17 protein-coding genes are annotated in these 20,000 nt (G+C 62.6%); 6 read left to right on the top strand and 11 right to left on the bottom strand.

The genetic code is table 11. The features are described 5' to 3' along the window. Window positions 1-146: 146 nt before the first annotated feature. Complete coding sequence (locus AC2FML_RS13125) at window positions 147-1,376, top strand: polysaccharide biosynthesis/export family protein (protein WP_496783492.1); 1,230 nt, start codon at window positions 147-149, stop codon at window positions 1,374-1,376. Here the strand turns inward: AC2FML_RS13125 and AC2FML_RS13120 are convergent. From AC2FML_RS13120 to AC2FML_RS13105, 4 genes are all read right to left on the bottom strand, one after another. Then, complete coding sequence (locus AC2FML_RS13120) at window positions 1,366-3,924, bottom strand: hybrid sensor histidine kinase/response regulator (RefSeq protein WP_496783491.1); 2,559 nt, start codon at window positions 3,922-3,924, stop codon at window positions 1,366-1,368. The two genes, AC2FML_RS13125 and AC2FML_RS13120, sit on opposite strands and share 11 nt — an antisense overlap. A gap of 61 nt (window positions 3,925-3,985) precedes the next feature. Beyond that, window positions 3,986-4,486, bottom strand: a complete 501-nt coding sequence (locus AC2FML_RS13115) for a putative pterin-binding protein (RefSeq protein ID WP_254429016.1) — start codon at window positions 4,484-4,486, stop codon at window positions 3,986-3,988. A gap of 100 nt (window positions 4,487-4,586) precedes the next feature. Then, entirely contained in the window at window positions 4,587-5,474 is an 888-nt protein-coding gene (locus tag AC2FML_RS13110; RefSeq protein ID WP_170372608.1) for a UTP--glucose-1-phosphate uridylyltransferase, read from the bottom strand. A 21-nt stretch (window positions 5,475-5,495) separates the two neighbouring features. Next, a complete protein-coding gene (locus AC2FML_RS13105; RefSeq protein WP_496783489.1) occupies window positions 5,496-6,869 on the bottom strand; it encodes a sugar transferase in 1,374 nt (457 codons plus the stop codon). Between the two features lie 253 nt (window positions 6,870-7,122). Between AC2FML_RS13105 and AC2FML_RS13100 the strand changes: the two genes are divergently transcribed. From AC2FML_RS13100 to AC2FML_RS13090, 3 genes are all read left to right on the top strand, one after another. Beyond that, window positions 7,123-7,737 carry a response regulator transcription factor gene (locus AC2FML_RS13100; protein ID WP_170341595.1) on the top strand — a complete coding sequence of 205 codons (615 nt, stop codon included), beginning with the start codon at window positions 7,123-7,125 and terminating at the stop codon, window positions 7,735-7,737. A 115-nt stretch (window positions 7,738-7,852) separates the two neighbouring features. Next, window positions 7,853-9,334: a GumC family protein gene (locus AC2FML_RS13095; RefSeq protein WP_496783487.1), complete on the top strand. Its 1,482-nt coding sequence runs from the start codon at window positions 7,853-7,855 to the stop codon at window positions 9,332-9,334. Next, entirely contained in the window at window positions 9,331-10,614 is a 1,284-nt protein-coding gene (locus tag AC2FML_RS13090; protein ID WP_496783485.1) for an O-antigen ligase domain-containing protein, read from the top strand. The genes AC2FML_RS13095 and AC2FML_RS13090 overlap by 4 nt, the downstream gene beginning before the upstream one ends. On the opposite strand, the gene phoB is transcribed toward AC2FML_RS13090, so the two are convergent. From phoB to AC2FML_RS13060, 6 genes are all read right to left on the bottom strand, one after another. Further along, window positions 10,599-11,282: a phosphate regulon transcriptional regulator PhoB gene (phoB, locus tag AC2FML_RS13085; RefSeq protein WP_496783483.1), complete on the bottom strand. Its 684-nt coding sequence runs from the start codon at window positions 11,280-11,282 to the stop codon at window positions 10,599-10,601. The two genes, AC2FML_RS13090 and phoB, sit on opposite strands and share 16 nt — an antisense overlap. Continuing rightward, window positions 11,282-12,010 carry a phosphate signaling complex protein PhoU gene (gene phoU / locus AC2FML_RS13080; RefSeq protein WP_244952437.1) on the bottom strand — a complete coding sequence of 243 codons (729 nt, stop codon included), beginning with the start codon at window positions 12,008-12,010 and terminating at the stop codon, window positions 11,282-11,284. Before phoU ends, phoB begins: the two co-directional genes overlap by 1 nt. Further along, window positions 12,007-12,804 carry a phosphate ABC transporter ATP-binding protein PstB gene (gene pstB, locus AC2FML_RS13075; RefSeq protein ID WP_093963750.1) on the bottom strand — a complete coding sequence of 266 codons (798 nt, stop codon included), beginning with the start codon at window positions 12,802-12,804 and terminating at the stop codon, window positions 12,007-12,009. Before pstB ends, phoU begins: the two co-directional genes overlap by 4 nt. A 19-nt stretch (window positions 12,805-12,823) precedes the next feature. Continuing rightward, window positions 12,824-14,128 (bottom strand): phosphate ABC transporter permease PstA, encoded by a 1,305-nt coding sequence (gene pstA, locus AC2FML_RS13070; RefSeq protein WP_170341579.1) that lies wholly within the window; start codon window positions 14,126-14,128, stop codon window positions 12,824-12,826. Between the two features lie 11 nt (window positions 14,129-14,139). After that, window positions 14,140-15,516, bottom strand: a complete 1,377-nt coding sequence (gene pstC / locus AC2FML_RS13065) for a phosphate ABC transporter permease subunit PstC (RefSeq protein WP_244952436.1) — start codon at window positions 15,514-15,516, stop codon at window positions 14,140-14,142. A 66-nt stretch (window positions 15,517-15,582) separates the two neighbouring features. After that, window positions 15,583-16,620, bottom strand: coding sequence for a substrate-binding domain-containing protein (locus AC2FML_RS13060; RefSeq protein ID WP_496783481.1), 1,038 nt, complete (start codon window positions 16,618-16,620; stop codon window positions 15,583-15,585). A 303-nt stretch (window positions 16,621-16,923) separates the two neighbouring features. On the opposite strand from AC2FML_RS13060, the gene AC2FML_RS13055 reads away from it, so the two are divergent. Further along, window positions 16,924-17,586 carry a L,D-transpeptidase gene (locus tag AC2FML_RS13055; protein WP_496783479.1) on the top strand — a complete coding sequence of 221 codons (663 nt, stop codon included), beginning with the start codon at window positions 16,924-16,926 and terminating at the stop codon, window positions 17,584-17,586. A gap of 4 nt (window positions 17,587-17,590) precedes the next feature. On the opposite strand, the gene AC2FML_RS13050 is transcribed toward AC2FML_RS13055, so the two are convergent. Beyond that, window positions 17,591-17,863 (bottom strand): hypothetical protein, encoded by a 273-nt coding sequence (locus AC2FML_RS13050; RefSeq protein WP_170341585.1) that lies wholly within the window; start codon window positions 17,861-17,863, stop codon window positions 17,591-17,593. Between the two features lie 248 nt (window positions 17,864-18,111). On the opposite strand from AC2FML_RS13050, the gene AC2FML_RS13045 reads away from it, so the two are divergent. Continuing rightward, the coding region (locus AC2FML_RS13045; protein ID WP_496783478.1) for a heavy metal translocating P-type ATPase at window positions 18,112-20,000 on the top strand (1,889 nt) is incomplete at its 3' end.

Here is a 20,000-nt window from a genome sequence, read left to right as displayed (position 1 = left end):
AGGGTCTGTGTCCCGGACGCGGTCGGACGGGGCAGGGGACCGTTCGGAGAGGGACCTATCCGAATGGGACAAACCGCCATCCCGATGCCGGACTGACGCAGGGCGCGCGGCGCGGTTTATCTTCTGTGACAGATCAGGAGATGAAAATGACCATGGATTTCAAGACCTTCCTTATTACGGCCGTCAGCGCCTCAACCCTGCTGGGGTGCAGCAGCATGCAGACCCCGCGCAACATCGAAGCCGTATCGCGCGGCGAAAGTTATCAGGCGCAATATCGCGAACCCGGACGTCGGCGGGGCGATACGCCATTGCTGCAGGCCGCCGCGATGAACGGCCAGACCTGCATGCCGCAGGCCAGCGATCAGGGCGCGAATGCCTATGCGAAATGGTCGCAACCGGGACTCAGCCCCTTGCTGGGCGAGAAACTGTCGCGCAACGACATGGTCCAGATCACCATTGAAGGGGACGACCTGCTGAGCGACGCTTATGTCGTTTCGCGTGACGGAGACCTCAAGCTGCCCTACCTGCCGCCCGTGCGCGCCCAGGGCCGCACCACCGAGCAAGTCGAACAAGAGGTGGCCCGCGTTCTGGTTGCGGCCCAGTTCTATGACGCCGAACCCCGCGTGACCGTGCGAGTCAGCGATTTCGCCTCAGTGACAGTGGGTGTCCGCGGCGCGGTGTTCGAGCCGCACTCGGTCGAGATCGGCGGAGTTCCGGGCGACTCCCTTGACCGTCGGCGCCAGGGCGCGCTGGGGGCCTCGACCGAGGGCCGCAACCTTTCGGTGGCGCTGCGGGCCGCGGGCGGGGTGCGGCCGGATGCCGATCTGTCAGCGGTCGAACTGCACCGCCAGGGGCGCATCTATCGCATGGATCTGCGCGGCGTGTTCGAAGGATCGGACCCGACCGACATCATGCTGCTGACCGGCGACCAGATCGTGGTCAACAGCCGCGGCTGCTTCCAGGACGCGCTGATGCGCCCCAGCCCGATCAGCCCGCCCGGCGTGACGCTATACATGTCGAACCTGACCCAACCGGCCGCGGGCAATGCAGAATCCGCCATCGGGCGCGACGTGCGTGAAGTGCCTTATGGCACCCGTTTCCTGCAGGCCGTGGTCGACAGCAACTGCGTCGGCGGGTCGAAGACGACAAACGCCAACCGCAGCGCAGTGTTGTTCACGCGCAACCCAGTGACCGGATCCTCGGTCGTGATCGAGCGCAATATCGAAAAGCTGCTGCGGCGCGGAGACCGTGACGACTTCGACCCCTATGTTCTGCCAGGTGATGCCGTGGCCTGTTACGACAGCAAGGTCACCGGAGTGACCGAAATCGCCCGGTCGCTGGGCATCGTCGGGGCCGCCGCGCTGCTCATCCCTTGATCGCACCGGGGGCGGGCAACGCAGCCTTTGCCCGCTCCCAAACCTCGGGCAGACCGTTCAACAGAAGGGCGACCTGCTGACGTTCTGCTGATTTTGCGGCGATCTCGATCGCAATCAGCGCATCGCGGAACCCCATCGCACCAAAGGTCGCCGCGCTTCCCGCCAGCCTGTGACACTCCTGCGCGACCTGGTCCAGATCTGCTTCACCGGCCTCCAACTGGGCAAGCTGAGCGACGACGGCATCCCCTTCGGACAGGTACTTGCCAAGCAACCGGTCAAAGACGTCGGCGCCGAGGCTGACGCGCAGATCTCCGATATGATCCGTTTCGTCCTCGGACCGGGTCGAAGCTCCGAGGTTGGTGACCACCGACAAGGCCTTGCGCAAGGCATCCAGGGCAATCGGCTTGCCGACAAAGGCGGTCATACCGGCGGCGCGGAACGCGTCGACCGCATCAGGCAGCACGTTGGCCGAAACGGCAATGATCGGTATCTCTGCCGAAGGCCCGCCCCCGCTGCGGATGTGGCGCGTGGCCGTCGGACCGTCCATGACCGGCATGCTGATATCCATCAGGATCACGTCGAACCGATGCGCAGCCGCCGCGTCCACGCCCAGTTGGCCGTTCTTGGCAACCGTCACCCGGTGACCGTCCAGTTTCAGCATGTTGCAGATCACCTCGCGGTTGATCTCGTTGTCTTCCACCACCAGCACGTCCAACGGCTGGACGTGCTGAACCTCTGGCTGGTCACTGTCAAGGTTGGCGTCCAATTCCGCGTCCTGCAGCGGCAGACGAACCCAGAACACGCTGCCCTCGCCGGGTGTGCTTTCAACGCCGATCTCGCCGCCCATGGCCCGAGCAAACCGACGTGCGATGCCCAGGCCCAGACCGGTGCCGCCGGCGGCCCGACCGATGCTTGGATCGCTGGTGTGAAAATCGTCAAAGATGACGTCGACCTCATCAGGGCCGATACCGATACCCGTGTCGATGATGCGGAATTCAAAGATGTTGACGCCGGCCGTTGGGCCAGGCTCGGTTACTTCGACCTCGATCGAGATCCGGCCGTTTTCGGTGAACTTGATGGCATTGCCCACAAGGTTCAGAAGAATCTGCCGTAACCTTTGGGCATCGGCGGCGACGCAGGGGCGCGCATCGCCCACCCATTGCCACGAGATGGAGTTCCCCCGCGAGGCAGCGTTGCCGCTTTGACCGTCCACAATCTCTTGCAGGATGTCGTTCAGGTTCGAGGGCTGCAACGCCACCGACAGTTTGCCGGCCTCGAACCGGGCGATGTCCAGAACGGTGTCGACGTGGCTCAGGAGGATCTGGCCCGAGATTTCCATGTTCTCGACAAACCGTGCCTGTTCCCGGGTCGTGCGGGTGTTTTTCAGCAGCGTGAGGTTGCCCAGCAGCCCGTTCAGCGGCGTGCGGATCTCGTGGCTCATCACGGTCAGGAAATCGGCCTTGGCCTTTTCGCCGGCAAGGGCCTGGTCGCGGGCATGGATCAGTTCCTGCTGCGCCGCCACCTGCTGCGAGATGTCGCGGACAAAGCCGATGACGATTTCCTGATCGCCCGCCCGGGCCGACTGCAGCGCCAGTTCGACCGGGAACTGCTCGCCATCCGCGCGCATCGCCTCCAACTGGACACGGCCTTTGCCGACGACATGACGTTCTCCACCAGACTGCATTCGCACCATGCCGGCGCGATGTGCCTCACGCAGATGCGGCGGCACGATCAGGTCACCGATCGAGCGCCCCCGGGCCTGATCCGCCGTATAGCCGAATATTGCCTCGGCGGCTGGGTTGAACTCGATCACGTCGCCCTTGGCATCGACCACGATCACCCCGTCCAACGAGGTGGAGAGGATCGTGTTCATCCGTTCATTCGCCTGCCGCAGGGCCCGGCCGCGCCGCGTGGCGCGCCGGTTGACCACCAGAAGATAGGCGCTGACAGCACCCAGGGTCAGAAGCAACGCCCCCGACAGAATCGCCAACCGCAGCAGGTTTGCCGCCGTCTGGGTGCGCTGCTGGTCTGACTCGGTGGCAAAATACGAGATGCCCGAAACGGCCAACGTGCGGACATGCGGACCGATCTCAAGGGCGGCGCGTTTCAGATCGTCCAGTTGTTCGGACAGCTCGGCATCCGGCGCGTCGATCAACGGGATTGCGGCGTTCAGGTGCCGGGTCACCCGCTCCAACGGCAGGCGGAACCGGTCATCCTGGCGCAACGGCTGGAATACGCGTGATTGGGCCAGCGTATCGACACGGCTGTAAAACAGATCGAACCGCCGGCGCACCAGATCCAACGTGCCATTTTGCGCGTCCTGCGCCGCCGACGCGGTTTCCAGAGCGTTCAGGTATGACAGATAGTCGACCTCGACCTGCGACAGCGTCCATTGGACATTGTCCGAAGGCGCCGCTCGCCGGTCGTTGAAATCGGTAAACACCTGCGCCGACAACCACGCCACCGTGACCAGACCCAACAAAACGCCGAAGCCGATGAGCCCGAAGACCCATCGGCGGCGCAAAACCTGCGTATCGGTATCGCTCAATCCGAGCCTCATCGATTGTTCACTGCGCTTTACTCATTACTGCACTCATTCCGGTTGCAAGCTATTTAACGACCTCAAGACGATCGAGTTGCCAGATGCTGCGCGAATAGGTCACCTCGGTCTGGTATTTCGGGTCGCTGTCATAGGGGTAGACGATCCACAGCGGGCCCTTCTGCCGGCGCGACATCTCGGCGCCGTCCATCTCATAGGCCACAATCGGGTCGCTTTCGGTGACCGAGTCCATGGGGATTTCGACCGCATAGTCGTTGATCGCCGTGGCGCGGATCATGCTTCCATCGGCACCGACTGCTTGTAACACCACCGACAACGGTACGCCGACAAAGGTGTTCTCACCTTCAGTCCAGATCGTCGAGGTCGCAAAAGTCCGCGCGGGCAAGGATTTCAACATGTCCATGTCGAACCGCGCACCATCCTCGGCTCCGGACTGGGTCAGGTTGCCGGTGATCGTCAGAACCACGTCTCCGGTGGGTTCGGCCAGATCCTGGGCCTGTGCCTGGCCCAAGGTCAGAATCATTGCCAGGGCTGCAAGTAAAATCCGCATTTCATTCTCCTAGTGTCCAACTGCACAAGATCAGAAAGCGTGACCGGGCAACAGTCGGGCATCGGGATAAGCACCTATCCAAACGGATAGGTGCCCGCCGTTACGCGGCCGGGCGCAGGTGGCCCATGCGCTGTGCCATGATCCGCTCAAACCCTTCGCGCAGCTCTGACCGCTGCAGGGCAAAGACCGCGGTGGCCTCAAGATATCCGGCGACCGACCCGCAGTCGAACCGTTCACCCGCGAAGGCGTAGCCCGAGCAGCCAGCGGTTTCGATATCCGCAGCGATGGCGTCGGTCAGCTGGATTTCATTTCCCGCACCCGGTGCCTGGCCGGCCAGACGATCAAAGATCGACGGCTGCAGGATATACCGCCCGACGATGCCGTAGTTCGACGGCGCCTGCTCGGGGCTGGGCTTTTCGACCAGGCCGCGCAGCTTTTGCACACGCCCGGCCTGCAGGGCGATATCGACGACGCCGTAGGACCCGATCCTGTCGGACGGCACGGATTGGGTCGCAACCATGTGGCCGCTCTGGTCACAATAGCTTTGGACCATCTGTGACAGGGCCGGGCGTCGGGCGCTGATGACGTCATCGGGCAGGATCACCGCAAACGGCTCATTGCCCACACACTCGCGCGCCAGCGACACCGCATGGCCCAATCCACGGGGCGCGTCCTGCCGGACAAAGCAGTATTTGCCATCCTCCAGATCGGCGCAGCGCAGGTTGTTCAAAAGCTCGGTCTTGCCACCATCCTTCAACTTGCGTTCAAGCGCCGTATTCCGCCCGAAATAGGCCTCGAGCGCGGTTTTCTCGGGTGACGTGATGAAGATGAATTCTTCAATCCCGGCCGCGCGCGCCTCGTCGACGGCATATTGGATCAGCGGGCGGTCGATCAGGGGCAGCATTTCCTTGGCCACGGTCTTGGTCGCGGGCAGAAACCTTGTGCCCAGTCCGGCGACAGGAAAGACGGCTTTGCGAATCTTGGTCATATCAATTCTCCTTGGGTTTTCTCAGTAGGCGCCGCGGCCGGACACGACGGCCCGCACGGTCATGGCAATCAGCATCAGATCCAGAAGGGCCGAGCGGGACCGCACATAGGCCGTGTCCAGGTCGATCATCCGGTCAAAGTCGATGGCAGCCCGGCCCGACACCTGCCAGAGGCCGGTGATCCCGGGGCGGACGGCCAGGCGTTCAAGCGCGCGGGGCGGGTATTTGGCGACCTCCTCGGGCAGGGCAGGGCGCGGTCCGACGATCGACATGTCGCCCTTCAACACGTTGAGGATCTGCGGCAACTCATCCAGCGAAAAGCGGCGCAGAACCTTGCCCACCCGTGTGACACGCGGATCGTGACGGGCCTTGAAGCACACGCCTGCGCGGTCGGACTGCGCCAGCAGGCTGGCCCTTTGCGCTTCGGCGTCTGTGGTCATCGAGCGGAACTTGTAGACGGTGAAAGGCACCCCGTTCCTGCCCACCCGCGTCTGCCGGAACAGGGCCGGGCCGCGGCTGTCCAGCCGGACAAGGGCGGCAATGGCCAGCATCGGCAGGGCCAGAACCGTCATGGCTGCCAGCGCGACGGTCAAGTCAAGAATACGGCTGGGCGTCAGCCCGCCGAGAGCTTTGGCGACGCACCGTCCCAGAAATTCGAAATTTCCGATCAGATAGCGGCGGGCCATGCGGCGTGGCTCCATCGCCAACCGCCACGCCCATTCCATCCGAACCCGCCGTACGATCCCGGGAGCCCGCCGGACGTTGCCCGCCAGAAAGTCGAACAACGCGCCGACACCCAGCACCAGGTTCGGGTTCAGCCGTGCGCGGTGCCGCGCAATCCACAGTTCTTGCAACGGAACGCCCATGGCCACCAGCAGGATGTCTGCGCCGGACTGGTTGATCTCGTCCAAGGCTTCGTCCGTCCGTTCGATGCCCCCAAACCCGTCGCGGCAACCGGCAATCCTCAGGCCGGGCGCCATGTCTTGCAGGCGCGCTGCCGCGGCCTGTGAGGTGCCGGGCGTTCCGCCCAGCAGATAGACCGTCTGGCCCAGCTTGGCCGCGCGCCGGACCAGGCGCGGGACAATGTCGGTTCCGTTCAAGTTCTCGGCCAGGTGTTCGCCCTGCATCGCGGCGGCAAGCTCGACCCCGATCCCGTCGGGCAGGACGAGGTCGGCTTGCGTCAGGGCTGCTCGATATTGGTCATTCTTTGCCCGGACATTTGCGCAATGGGCGTTCAGGAAAAAGACGGTCCGGCGGTGACCATCCAAAAGCGTGGTGATGACCGGCCCGGATTCTGCATTCACCACCGGTTGCCCGAGGATTTCGGTGATCGGCAGCGCGGTGCCGGGCGTGGTGTGTGCGCCGTCGAAAAGGGCGTGAGCGGCTTGAAAGTGCATGGAACTCTCCGAACATGAACTGAACTGTTGCTCTGAACCTGCCCGCTGTGCCGGGACCGCAACAGACGAGCATCGGGAGAGCACGCGGAGAAATCGGCTGACTGACACGGCCCGGATGCGGCACCGCGTGGAAATCGGGCCAGTTGCTCCTATCCGATCGGGTATCGGCCTGTCCGTTCGGTAGGCTTCACCGCCAATCATCAATGGTTTATTAACCTTTTCAGGTCTGGGTGGAGGCACATGGAGTTCATTGATGAAAGTTCTTATCGCCGACGATCACGAACTGGTTCTGGACACGCTCGTCGCCTTCATCGAGGCCGCGGGCGGGATCGAGCCCACCACCGCGCCGGATTTTGCGACGGCAAAAGCCAAGATCGAATCCGAAGGTCCATTTGATCTGGTTCTGCTGGATCTGAACATGCCCGGCATGAACGGGCTGAGCGGGTTGGAAACCTGCATTGGCATGGATCGCGCGCGGCATGTGGCGCTGTTCACCGGCGATGCCTCGCGCGATCTGGCTGAACGTGCGCTCGAGCTGGGGGCAGCCGGGTTCGTGCCCAAGACCCTGCCGGCCAAGTCTCTGGTAAACGCCATCCGTTTCATGGCCATGGGTGAGCAATATCTGCCCGTCGGTTTCATGAGCGCCGAGCAACCGAACGACACCCACCCGATGGCCAAGAAACTGACCGAGCGCGAGCGCCAGGTCCTCAAAGGTCTGACCGAGGGCAAGTCGAACAAGGAGATCGCCCGCGATCTGGACCTGTCCGAGCCCACGATCAAGCTGCATGTGAAAACGCTGTACCGCAAAGTGGGTGTCAGCAACCGTACTCAGGCCGCGATGGCCGCGCGCGAGGCGGGCCTGTTCTGACCCGCGCCCATCCTTTCGGATAGGGGGCCTGTCCCAACCCGCCCCGGCCTAACCCCTTGCGCAGCGGACAGCCCAAGCCGCATCCGTATATCAATCCTGTAAGAGAGGATTTGATATGCCGAACCAGATTTCCGACAACAAACAAACGCTTGCGCCAAACCGCCCTTGGGACTGGGCGCGCATCAGCCGCACGGACATCCGGTCGCTGGGATGGCGCCGCGTTCTCAAGGGCGGGCGGCTGACCGATGCGGGACGGCTGCCGCGATACGTTGCGTTGTTTCTTCTGGGATCCAGCTGCATCTGGGCCCCGATCAGCGGGTATCTGGCAACCGCGCCGGTCAAATACGCATCCCACGCCTCGTTGATCCTGCCGGGGTCGGGCGCGTCGGCCTCGGTCAATCTGGCCAATATCGGGCAGGCCTCGTCCTACGCCAATTCGGCCTTTGCCAACGGGTCGATCAGCCCCACCGAAACCTACAAGCGGCTGTTATCGGCCGATCGCATTCTGGATGCGGCCGCACGCGCCGTCGGGGCTGAGCGCGATGCGTTCGGCAAGCCGCGCATCCGCCTGGTGGACCAGACCAGCTTGATCCATATCGAAATGGAGGCCGCCAGCCCGGGGGGCGCGCAACGCCACGGCGATGCCCTTGTCGCTGCGTTCTTTGCCGAGATTGACGCCTTGCGCGCGGACGAGATCGCCACGCGCGAGGCCAGCAACAGCGGCGCAATCGACGCCTATCAGCGCTCGGTTCGTGAAACCCGCGCTGCGATCGAGCAGTTGCAGCGGCAGAGTGGGCTGCTCTCGGCCGCCCAATACCGTGAGCAGGTGGCCGCGAATGACCGCGCGCGCCAAACGCTGCGGGCCGAGGAAAGCACGCTGGCCCGGCAGGCCGAGCGGGTCGCCGCGCTTGAGGTCGCGCTTGATCTGCCGCCGGATGCCGCCGCGGTCACGCTGAAGCTGTACGCCGACGCGCAATACTTGTCATTGCTCAAGGATGTTTCGGCCGGCGCGGCCAAGCTGGCGCAGGCCGATGCCAATTACGGGCCGCGCCATCCGGTCTATCGCGCAGCGCGGGACGAATATGAAGGCGCACGGAAGGTTGCCGTCCAACGCGCGGCCGAGGTGACCGGCCTGTCGGTCGAGCAGCTCTCGGGTCTGGACCGCGCCCCCGAGGGAGAGCGTGCGCAGTTGCTGAGCGAGCTTGTCCGCGAAAACGCCCTGCGCGCGGGGCAGGAAAAGCACGTAAAAACCCTCGCCGCACAGGTCACGGCCGAAACTGCGCGCCTGTCCGCGCTGGCGTCGATGGCGGCTGAACTTGAAGACCGCCAAAGGGATTTTGCCGTGGCCGAAGCCGTCTTTGCCTCGGCCATCGCCCGGTCGGAATCGAAAAAGACCGATGTCTACGCCTCGTACCCGCTGATCCAGGTGCTGGAAAATCCGTCGCTGCCGGAACGGCCGTCTTCACCCAACAAGAAGCTGTCGATCGCGGCAGGGATTGCCGCCACGTTGATGCTTCTGATCGGGCTGACGCTGGCATGGGTCCGCAACCCGCTGATCTCGCGGCTGTTGAAAGACGCAGGCGAGAACAAGGCATGAGCCAGGCCGCGCCGCAGAACCCGGCCGAGCGGCTTGTCTGGCGCGCGCTGGTCTGGACATGGCCGTTCTATGCCATCGGCGCGCTCTATGTCGTCGGGCCGGTACTGGGATGGTCCCTGGCGGGGTTGGCGGTGTTGGCTTTGTATCTGGGGCCGGCGATTCGTCCGGAGCTGCGGGCCACGGGGCCGGTTCCGGCGCTGGCTTGGCTGTGGATGGCCGGCATGTTGTTGATGCTGTTTGCACTGTGGGCCGGCCATCTGGATTGGGGGCTGGGGCTGGGCAAGACCATCAAGTCCTCGATCGGCTGGGCCAAGGGCTGGGCGCTTATTCCATTGTTCATTCTGGCCGGGGCCGTGCTGCCGATCCGGCGCGAGGTTCTGGTGCGAGGCCAGTGCAAGCTGGGGCTGTGGACCCTGTGCCTTGCGCCCCCGCTGTTGGCTGCACCTTATCTGGGCCTGCCCAGCCAGATCTTCACCTCACCGCTCAAGGCGGTCGGTGGGCCGGGCCCCGAGTATTTCTCGGTCTATCTCTACACAATCGACCCGGCCAGTTGGACGCCCCGGTGGCAGTTCTTCGCGCCGTGGTCACCATTTGCCGCCCTGCTGGGGGTATGCATGGTCCTGTTCGCGCTCGAAGAACGGCACCGGGGATGGATGGCCGTCGGGCTGAGCGCGGGTATTCTCATGATCTTGGCGTCGAAATCCCGCATGGGGCTGGTCGGGCTGATGGCCTGCACGCTGGGGCCACGCCTTTTGCCGCTGGTGGCGCGCAGCATCGGATGGTTTCTGGTGTCGGCCGTGGCGACGGCGTCCGCGGCGTGGGGGGCCGCCGCGATCGATCTTGGCAACCAGGCACTGCAGAATTTCAAATCGGCCCGCGCCGACAGCACCCGCGTGCGCGAAACCCTGCAACGCATCGCCTATGAGCGCTGGCAATCCGACGCGGTGCTGTTTGGTCACGGAACCGTTAAGCCCGGTGCGCATTTGGTCGAGTACATGCCCATCGGAAGCCACCACACCTGGTACGGACTTCTGTTCGTCAAGGGCATCACCGGCTTCGTGGCTTTTATTGTCCCCTTCGCCGTGCATTTCGGCGTAGTGATCACCGACGCGGTCCGCTCGGCGCGTGGACGCTTGCCGCTGGGCCTGCTGATGACCCTGCTGCTGCTGACCTTCGGCGAAAACATCGAGATCGAGGCCTATCTGCTCTGGCCGGCGCTGCTGATGCTGGGGTGCCATCTGCGCGAAATGGCAGGGACCGGTGCTCAGCCGAGCGCGTAACCGGCCCCGCGTACGGTGCGGATCGGGTCATCCCCCCCACGCACCGTCAAAGCTTTGCGTAAACGCCCGATATGCACGTCGACGGTCCGGGTATCCACGTAGATGTCGCGCCCCCAGACCCGGTCGAGCAATTGTTCGCGACTCCAGACCCGGCCTGGCTTTTCCATGAAGGTCGACAGCAGCCGGAACTCTGTCGGGCCCAGCTTGATGTCCTCGTCCCTGCGGGTCACCCGGTGCGTCTCGGCATCCAGGACGATGTCCTCGTATTCCAACCGCTCGCCCACGGCTGCGGGGCGGGTCCGCCGGAACTGGGATTTGACTCGGGCCATCAGCTCGATCACCGAATAGGGCTTGGTGACATAGTCGTCGGCACCTGTCTCCAGCCCGCGCACCTTGTCGACCTCTTCGGATTTTGCCGAGAGCATGATCACCGGAATGGCACGGGTCGCGGCCGTCATCTTCAGTTGGCGGCAAATTTCGATCCCGGAAACGCCGGGCAGCATCCAGTCCAGCAGGATCAGATCGGGCGGCACTTCCTTGATCTGCAACAACGCCTCGTCACCGGTTTCAGCCTGGCGCACGTCAAAGCCTTCGGCCTCGAGGTTGTAGCAGATGATCTCGCGCTGCGCGGGCTCGTCTTCGACGACAAGGATCGATGGCGTTGGCATCACAGGACCTCGGTGGTTTCCGTTGGTGTCTTGTCGAGGCGCGGGCGGTCATCATCAGGCAACTGCCCACTGACAAGGTAGATGGTCTGCTCCGCGATCCCGGTAGCATGATCACCGATCCGCTCGAGGTTTTTGGCCACGAAATGCAGATGCATGCCCGGGGTGATATTGCCCGGGTTCTCCATCATATGGGTCAGCAGAGCGCGAAACACGTTATTGTACATCGCATCCACATCAGCGTCACGTTCACGGATGGCCTGGGCCTTGTCCGCGTCCCGCTGGATGAAGCAATCCAGGGCATCCGCAATCATACTCTGCACCAGCTGGGCCTGACGCGCTATGGCCGATTTGACTTCGTCCAAACTCGCCGAGTCCGCCAGGGTCACGGCACGCTTGGCGATGTTTTTTGCATGGTCCCCACTGCGCTCGAGCTGGTTGGCGATGGTGAAGGTCGCCAGGACCACGCGCAGGTCGATGGCCGTAGGCGCGCGCCGCGCGATGATGTTAGCGCTGTCGTTCTTGACCATCTCTTCCAACTCGTCGATGGCGCGATCGGCCTTGACGGTGCGCGCGGCGAGTTCGACATCCTTGTCGCACAGTGCCCGGATCGCGTCCGACAGGCAGCTCTCGACCAACCCACCCATGCGCATCAGATGCGCCTGAACAGACTCGAGTTCCTGATCAAAAGATCGGACGATGTGCTTGTCCTTCATGGCGTCCTGGGTCATCCGATTCTCCCGGTGATGTAGGATTCCGTGCGCGGGTCTTCGGGATTGGTGAAGATGTGCCCCGTGTCCCCGTATTCCACCAAGCTGCCGAGGTGGAAGAACGCCGTTTTCTGGCTGACCCGAGCCGCCTGCTGCATCGAGTGCGTGACGATCACCACCGAGAAGTTCAGCTTCAACTCGTCAATCAGTTCCTCGACCTGGGCGGTCGCGATCGGATCCAAAGCCGAGCACGGCTCGTCCATCAACAGGACCTCGGGTTCAGTGGCAACCGCGCGCGCGATGCAAAGGCGTTGCTGCTGGCCACCGGACAGGCCGGTGCCGGGCTCGTGCAGGCGATCCTTCACCTCATCCCAGATGGCCCCACGGCGCAGGGATTTCTCAACGATCTCATCCAGATCGGCTTTGGTTCTGGCCAGTCCGTGGATCCGGGGACCATAGGCTACGTTGTCGTAGATCGACTTGGGGAACGGGTTCGGCTTCTGGAACACCATACCCACCTTGGCACGCAGCTGCACCGGGTCGATCCGTTTGTCGTAGATGTCTTCGTTGTCGATCCGGATGTCACCTTCGACCCTGCAGACGTCAATCGTGTCGTTCATCCGGTTCAGGCAGCGCAGGAACGTGGACTTGCCGCATCCGGACGGGCCGATGAAAGCGGTTACCGTCTTGTCGAGAATGTCGACGGATACGTCCTTGATTGCCTGGTTGTCGCCGTAAAAGACCTGGACGCCCTTCGCCTGAATCTTGATGGCGTCGACGGCGGTACTCGGCTCGATCTTGCTCATGTCGTTCATCATGATGACCCCTTTGCGCTTACCAGCTGCGCTCGAATTTGTTGCGAAGATAGATCGCGATTGCATTCATCGTGACCAGGAACCCCAGCAGCACCAGGATCGCGGCCGAGGTCCGGCTGACGAAGCCGCGCTCGGGGCTGTCAGCCCAGATGAAGATCTGCGTGGGTAGGGCGGTGGCACTGTCGAACGGGCCAGCCGGGGCCGAGGTGATGAACGCGTTCATCCCGATCAGCAGCAACGGAGCAGTTTCCCCCAAGGCCTGCGCCAGCCCGATGATCGTACCGGTCAGGATGCCGGGCATCGCCAGCGGCAGCACATGACCGAACACCACCTGGTGCTTGGACGCACCGATGCCCAGGGCCGCCTCGCGGATCGACGGCGGCACGGCCTTCAGCGCCGCGCGGGTGGCGATGATGATCGTCGGCATGGTCATCAGCGCCAGCGTCATGCCACCCACGAACGGGGCCGAGCGCGGCAGCCCGAACCAGCCGATGAACACCGCCAGCGCCAACAGGCCGAAAACGACCGACGGCACCGCGGCCAGGTTGTTGATGTTGACCTCGATGAAGTCACTGACCTTGTTCTTGGGCGCGAATTCCTCAAGGTAGATCGCCGCGCCGATGCCCAGCGGGAAGGAAATCACGAAACACACGAACAGCGCCCAGAACGACCCGATCAGCGCGCCCTTCAGGCCCGCCAGTTCGGGGAACCGGCTGTCGGCATTGGTGACCAGGCCGGTGTTCAGCGGCTTGCTGATCACGCCTTCGGCCTTGAGCTGATCGAACCACGCAATCTCGGCATCGTTCAAGCGGCGGTTCTGTTCGGGCGTGTCGCGGTCGATGGTGCCCTTGTTCAGCTGGTCATACGGGTCAGATACCGGCACGGTCATCGTGATGGTCTGACCAATCAGCGCAGGGTCGGCCACCACCCGGTCGCGCAGATCAAACTGCGCTCCGTTGGACAGAATGCCTGACAGGGCCTTTCGGGTAGCCCGATCGCTGGTGTCCACCTCGGGCAGCAACTCGGACAGCGAGGCTTGCAACACGTCCTTGAAACCGCCCCTCGGCAGCTTTTCGGGCTCGATCTCCTCGGGGTCGACATAGACCTCGAGCGTGATCTTGGTCTGGGTGAACGCCTGGTATCCGGATGACACCAGCGAGGCCACCAGGATGAACAGCATCAGAAATGCAAACCCAATCGCGCCCAGGCCAAGGCCCTGCAGTATCTTCTGCTTGCGGTTGCGGCGGGCTAGGCCGGCGCGCACGGCGTCGGCGGTGTCTCCGCCTTTGGGCGAGTTGTTTTGTCCTGCAGTCAGGTCAGCCATGATTCTTGGCCTCAGTCATAGGCTTCGCGGTACTTGCGCACGATGCGCAGCGCGAAGACGTTGATGATCAGGGTGACGACGAACAGCATCATGCCCAAGGCAAAGGCTGCCAGCGTCTTGGGGTTGTCGAACGAGGTGTCGCCGATCAGAAGCGTGACGATCTGCACGGTCACCGTGGTCACGCTGTCCAGCGGGTTGATGGTCAGCGAGGCGATCAGGCCCGCCGCCATCACAACGATCATGGTTTCCCCGATCGCGCGGCTGACGGCCAACAGGATGCCACCGACGATGCCGGGAATGGCGGCGGGGAACAGCACGTTCAGAACCGTCTCGGCCCGTGTCGCACCCAGCGCCAGTGCTCCGTCACGCAGAGATTTCGGCACGGCTGACAGGGCGTCGTCGGTAAAGGACGAGATAAACGGGATCAGCATGATGCCCATCACGCTGCCTGCGGCCAGCGCCGTGTTGGGCGAAACCGGAATGCCCAGTGAGGCTCCGAAACTGCGCATGGCCGGGGCCACGACCAGGATCGCGAAAAAGCCATAGACCACGGTCGGCACGCCGGCCAGAATCTCCAGCACTGGCTTGGCCACCGCCCGCAAGCGGTCGGGCGCGAATTCGTTCAGGTAGATGGCCGACAGCAGGCCCACCGGCACCGCCAGGAACAACGCGACCACGGTAATGACGATCGTGCCGAGGATGACCGGAAGCCAGCCAAAGGCACCTTCGGCCGCAATCTGGTCCTCGCGCAGAGGAATCTGCGGTTCCCAGTTCAGGCCGAAGAAGAACTCGGTGATCGGCACCATCTCGAAAAAGCGGATGGATTCGAACAGCAGCGCGGCAATGATGCCGACGGTCGTAAAGATGGCGACGGTCGAACAGAAGATCATCAGGCCGGAAACGATGCGTTCCACACTGTGGCGGGCGCGGAATTCGACACCGACGCGCGACCGGGCAAATGCCACGATGGCCAGTGACAAAATGACAACGATCGACAGCAGAACCCATCCCGACATCTGATGCAGTTCAAGATACCGCTGGGCCGCGTCCATCTTCCATTGTTCCGGCTCGCCGAAAATCTGCCCCCGCGAGATCGACTTGATCTCAGCCAGCACCAATTGACGCCCGCCAGTGTCCAATCCGTCAAGGCTGCCGGCAGGCAGGCCCGACATGACCACATGGTCGATCACCGGCCCCTGCAGGATCAGCCAAAGTACGATCAGCACAAAGACCGGAACCAGCGTGGACAGAAAAGAAAACAGCCCGTGATAGCCGGGCAGGGAGTGCAGGGACGTCCCATCTGCGCGCAGACCGGCCGCAGCCCGTCTGTTCAGCAAATATCCAAGGATACTGACGCCCAACAGCGCCGCAAACACGAAAGTAGTCATCTGCCCCCCAGGCACAAAAATGGGCTGCCCGGTTTCGCGGCCGGACAGCCCTGTTAATTGCAAGTCTTACGACTTGGGTTCCATGTTCTGGCCGTCCAGGATTGCGTCCTGCAGCGCTTCACGGCGCTCGTCGGACAGGCCAACCAGACCACGTTCGGCCAGGTAGCCGTCGGATGCCAAAGCATCATCCGACATGTATTCTTCCAGGAACTCGTCCAGGTTCGGGATCACGCCGCGATGCGCGTTCTTCACATAGAAGTACAGCGGGCGGGACACCGGATAGGACTTGTCGGCGATGGTGTCGGCATTCGGCTCGACGCCTTCGATCTTGACCGGCTTCAGCTTGTCAAGGTTCTCGTACAGGAACGAGTAGCCGAAGATGCCCACGGCGTTCGGGTCCGCCTCAAGGCGCTGAACGATCAGGTTGTCGTTCTCGCCTGCTTCGACGAAGGGTCCATCGGTACGCATGCGCGAGCAGTTTTCCTTGACCCATTTCTTGTCGAAGTCACCGCTCTTGACGAAGTCCAGCTCTTTGCAGCCTTCATGCATGGCCAGCTCGACGAACGCGTCGCGGGTGCCCGAGGTCGGCGGCGGTCCATAAGCCAGGATTTCCACGGCCGGCAGGTCGGGGTTGATTTCATTCCAGGTCTTGTACGGGTTGTCCTTCCACTCGCCATCAACCGGCACCTGGGCGCCGAGAGCCATGTAGATGTCGGCCAGCGACAGGTCCCAATCCTGTTCATTGCTGCGCGAGATGGCGATCGACAGGCCGTCGAAACCGATCAGAGCTTCAGAGATGTCGGTCACGCCGTTCTTTTGGCACAGCTCGTATTCCGAGGCCTTCATGGCACGCGATGCGCCGGTGATGTCGGCAGTGTTTTCGCCGATGCCTTCGCAGAAGATTTTCATGCCGCCGCCGGTACCGGTCGATTCGACGATGGGCGAAGCAGCGCCCGTGTTGTTGGCGAACTGCTCGGCCACGGCTTGGGTGTACGGGAATACGGTCGACGATCCGACGATACGGATGGCGTCGCGCGCCGAGGCAGCGGACGCGGCGATCGCGGTGATTGCCAGAACCGAAGCGGTCAGTTTGATGGTGGTCATGGTCACTCCTGAGAATCAGCTTTGGCCGCCCCCTGCGGCCTTGTTGAGTGCAGTAGTCCGGGCGTGCGAAGCTTATGTAACGCTTTCGTAACAGTTTTATGACAACCCACCCGGGGCGGTTCAAAAACTCGTCTGATCCAGATGCGCGGCTTTCGGCAGCCGTTTGTGCACGACCTCAAAACACCAGTTGCGACAAGGTTTTGCGTCAAACGAACAAGTGAATGGACTCGGGGTCTGTTTCAGGGAATCGTTTAGTCCGATCTTTTTTCTTGCTGCCACGGCAAGGCGATTGGAGGTGCAGACATGCTGACCAGAAGACATTTTGTTGCGACTTCGCTTGCTGTTTTCTCGCAACCGATTCTTGGCGCGACATCGGCCGAAGCGTCGACCGCATCTCAATGGGCGGCTTGGGACAGGCAGGTGACGCCGGCCAACTATGACCCGGCCACCTCGAACCCTTGGGGGTTGAATCCCCGGTTTCTGCCGCAACGGGTCGAAACCAATCGGTCGCTGGTGCCCGGTGACATTCACGTGGATGCGGTCGCGCGCTACTTGTATTTCATCGAAGAGGGCGGAACCGCGATGCGATACGGCGTGGCGATCGCCCGTGGCAATCTCTACGAACCCGGGACCTATACCATCCGGCGCAAGGCCAAATGGCCGCGTTGGACCCCAACCTCGGACATGATCAAACGTGATCCGCAAGACTATGCGCAGTTTGCCGACGGAATGCCCGGCGGACCCAACAACCCCTTGGGCGCACGCGCTTTCTACCTATTTCAGGGCAATCGCGACACATATCTGCGCATCCACGGAACACCCTATTCCCGGTCTATCGGCGGGCGGGCAAGCTCAGGGTGTGTGCGCATGGTCATGGCCCATATCATAGGCCTGTATGACCGGGTGCAGCCGGGTGCGACGGCTCATCTATACCCACCCGAAAGATTTGCGACTGCCAGCAGCTGATCCGTCACGCCCGGGCACAGATCGGGCGGCCATCGGCGGTTCTCAGCGGTAGGTATGTCGTTTCGACCGGACCCACGTAACGGTACCAGTAACAACCGTCTTCGGGCATGATCCGAACGGCGGTCAGGTCCTGCCCCGGAGCGGCGATTTCGACCACGCCCTCGGGCACTTTGGCAAGATCACCGGGGGCTTTGTCGCCGGACATCGACGTGGTCTCGGTGCAGGCGGCAATCAGGGACAGCGCGCATAGCCCAATCAATGCTTTCCTCGTTGTCATGCCGCACCTTTCCGATTCCCAAGTGATTCTCTTTGCGTGATACCCTCGCATCCAAGCGATTCCGCTTCAATTCACCAAGGATCCGTCGCCATCCATCGTTGCCCTGTTGCCGACGGAGCACAGCCGCAACCGCTCTTGCCCTGACGGGATGGTTTGCTTGGTGTGCAGGGATATTCCGCAGAGGGCCTTGACCTTCCACTTGCTGGAACCCTTATGTACAGGGTCGACCGGATAATCGTGGTGACGACATGGCCAATATTTCACATGCCAAAATTCAGGTTCAGGGGATGAGTTGCGCGTCTTGCGTGGCCCGGGTTGAGCGTGCGCTCAGCGCGGTTCCGGGCGTCGACTTGGCTGCAGTAAACCTGGCGAATGAGAGCGTCCAGGTGGATTTCCATGCTCCGGCTGATGTCAAATCCATCGCACAGGCGATGGAGGCGGCGGGCTATCCAGCCGTAACCGAGACCGTCACGCTCAACATCCAGGGCATGAGCTGTGCTTCATGCGTCGGCCGGGTCGAGAAGGCTTTGCTTGCCGGGCAGGGGGTGCTGGCGACATCGGTCAACCTCGCCTCGGAAAGCGCGACCGTCCAGTTTGCAGCGGGCGCCACGACACCCGAAGCGATTGCTGCATTGGCCAACGCGGCCGGGTACCCGGCGACGCCGCGCAACTCGGCTCAGGCAGCGGCGCAGGATCGCAAAGCTGACGAAATCCGCATACTGGCACTGCGAACGGGATTTGCGGCAATCCTGGCCTTGCCGGTTTTCATCCTTGAAATGGGCGCGCATGTCATTCCCGGCATGCATCATCTGATTGCAAGCACCATCGGTCTGCAAGCCAGCCACTACATTCAGTTCGTCTTGACGACACTGGTCCTGTTCGGGCCCGGTCTTCAATTCTACACCAAGGGCTTTCCAGCACTTGCCAAAGGCGCACCAGACATGAATTCGCTGGTCGCTTTGGGCACGTCGGCGGCTTATTGGTTCTCGCTGATCTCGACCTTTGCGCCCGAAATCCTTCCGACCGGCACGGCCAATGTCTATTACGAGGCGGCCGCGGTCATCGTGGTTCTGATCCTGCTGGGCCGCTTTCTTGAAGCACGCGCCAAAGGCCGAACCGGCGAGGCGATCCGCAAGCTGGTCGGCCTGCAGGCCAAAACCGCGCGGGTCGAACGGGAGAACCGCATCGTCGAACTGCCTATTGATCAGATCGCAGTGGGCGATCTGGTTCACGTGCGGCCCGGCGAAAAGATCCCGGTCGATGGCTCGGTGCTGGGCGGCAGTTCGTATGTTGACGAAAGCATGATCACGGGTGAGCCCGTTCCGGTCGAGAAATCCTCTGACGCAACCGTCGTAGGCGGCACCGTGAACGGTACCGGAGCGTTGACCGTCCGTGCCGAAAAGATCGGAGCGGATACGATGCTGGCGCAGATCATTCAGATGGTCGAACAGGCTCAGGGCGCGAAGCTGCCCATTCAGGGCTTGGTTGACCGTATCACCCTTTGGTTTGTTCCCGCGGTGATCGCGGTGGCGGTCGTGACAGTCCTTGTTTGGTTGCTGTTCGGACCGGACCCGGCACTCAGCATGGCTCTGGTTGCCGGGGTCGCGGTGCTTATCATTGCCTGCCCCTGCGCAATGGGTCTGGCTACGCCGACATCGATCATGGTGGGCACGGGGCGCGCTGCGGAGATGGGCGTTCTGTTCCGCAAGGGCGACGCGCTGCAGATGTTGCAGGAAACCACTGTTGTAGCGGTGGACAAGACCGGCACCCTGACGGAAGGCCGCCCAGAACTGACTGATCTTGTGGTTGCCCAAGGGCTGGATGAGGGCACCATCCTGCGGCTGGTCGCAGCCGTCGAGGCCACTTCGGAACATCCGATCGCCACCGCCATCGTGCGCGCGGCCGAGACACGCGGCCTGAATCTGCCGAAGCCCGAGGATTTCAAGTCGATCACCGGCTATGGGGTTCAAGCGGTCGTCGAAGGGCACAGCATCCTCATCGGTGCCGATCGTCTGATGGAGCGCGAAGGCATCGACATCAGTGCGCTGTCAGATCACGGCGCGTCGCTGGCCGCCAAAGGAAGAACACCGCTCTACGCCGCAATCGACGGAACCGCTGCCGCCGCAATCGCGGTGGC

Source organism: Ruegeria sp. BHSC029 (genome assembly GCF_059613085.1).
This window is presented reverse-complemented; position numbering and strand designations above follow the sequence as displayed.

Coding starts and splice junctions, on each gene's coding strand:
- AC2FML_RS13125 (WP_496783492.1), top strand. CDS start 147: ATGACCATGGATTTCAAGACCTTCCTTATTACGGCCGTCAGCGCCTCA.
- AC2FML_RS13115 (WP_254429016.1), bottom strand. CDS start 4,486: ATGCGGATTTTACTTGCAGCCCTGGCAATGATTCTGACCTTGGGCCAG.
- AC2FML_RS13110 (WP_170372608.1), bottom strand. CDS start 5,474: ATGACCAAGATTCGCAAAGCCGTCTTTCCTGTCGCCGGACTGGGCACA.
- AC2FML_RS13105 (WP_496783489.1), bottom strand. CDS start 6,869: ATGCACTTTCAAGCCGCTCACGCCCTTTTCGACGGCGCACACACCACG.
- AC2FML_RS13100 (WP_170341595.1), top strand. CDS start 7,123: ATGAAAGTTCTTATCGCCGACGATCACGAACTGGTTCTGGACACGCTC.
- AC2FML_RS13095 (WP_496783487.1), top strand. CDS start 7,853: ATGCCGAACCAGATTTCCGACAACAAACAAACGCTTGCGCCAAACCGC.
- AC2FML_RS13090 (WP_496783485.1), top strand. CDS start 9,331: ATGAGCCAGGCCGCGCCGCAGAACCCGGCCGAGCGGCTTGTCTGGCGC.
- phoB (WP_496783483.1), bottom strand. CDS start 11,282: ATGCCAACGCCATCGATCCTTGTCGTCGAAGACGAGCCCGCGCAGCGC.
- phoU (WP_244952437.1), bottom strand. CDS start 12,010: ATGACCCAGGACGCCATGAAGGACAAGCACATCGTCCGATCTTTTGAT.
- pstB (WP_093963750.1), bottom strand. CDS start 12,804: ATGAACGACATGAGCAAGATCGAGCCGAGTACCGCCGTCGACGCCATC.
- pstA (WP_170341579.1), bottom strand. CDS start 14,128: ATGGCTGACCTGACTGCAGGACAAAACAACTCGCCCAAAGGCGGAGAC.
- pstC (WP_244952436.1), bottom strand. CDS start 15,516: ATGACTACTTTCGTGTTTGCGGCGCTGTTGGGCGTCAGTATCCTTGGA.
- AC2FML_RS13060 (WP_496783481.1), bottom strand. CDS start 16,620: ATGACCACCATCAAACTGACCGCTTCGGTTCTGGCAATCACCGCGATC.
- AC2FML_RS13055 (WP_496783479.1), top strand. CDS start 16,924: ATGCTGACCAGAAGACATTTTGTTGCGACTTCGCTTGCTGTTTTCTCG.
- AC2FML_RS13050 (WP_170341585.1), bottom strand. CDS start 17,863: ATGACAACGAGGAAAGCATTGATTGGGCTATGCGCGCTGTCCCTGATT.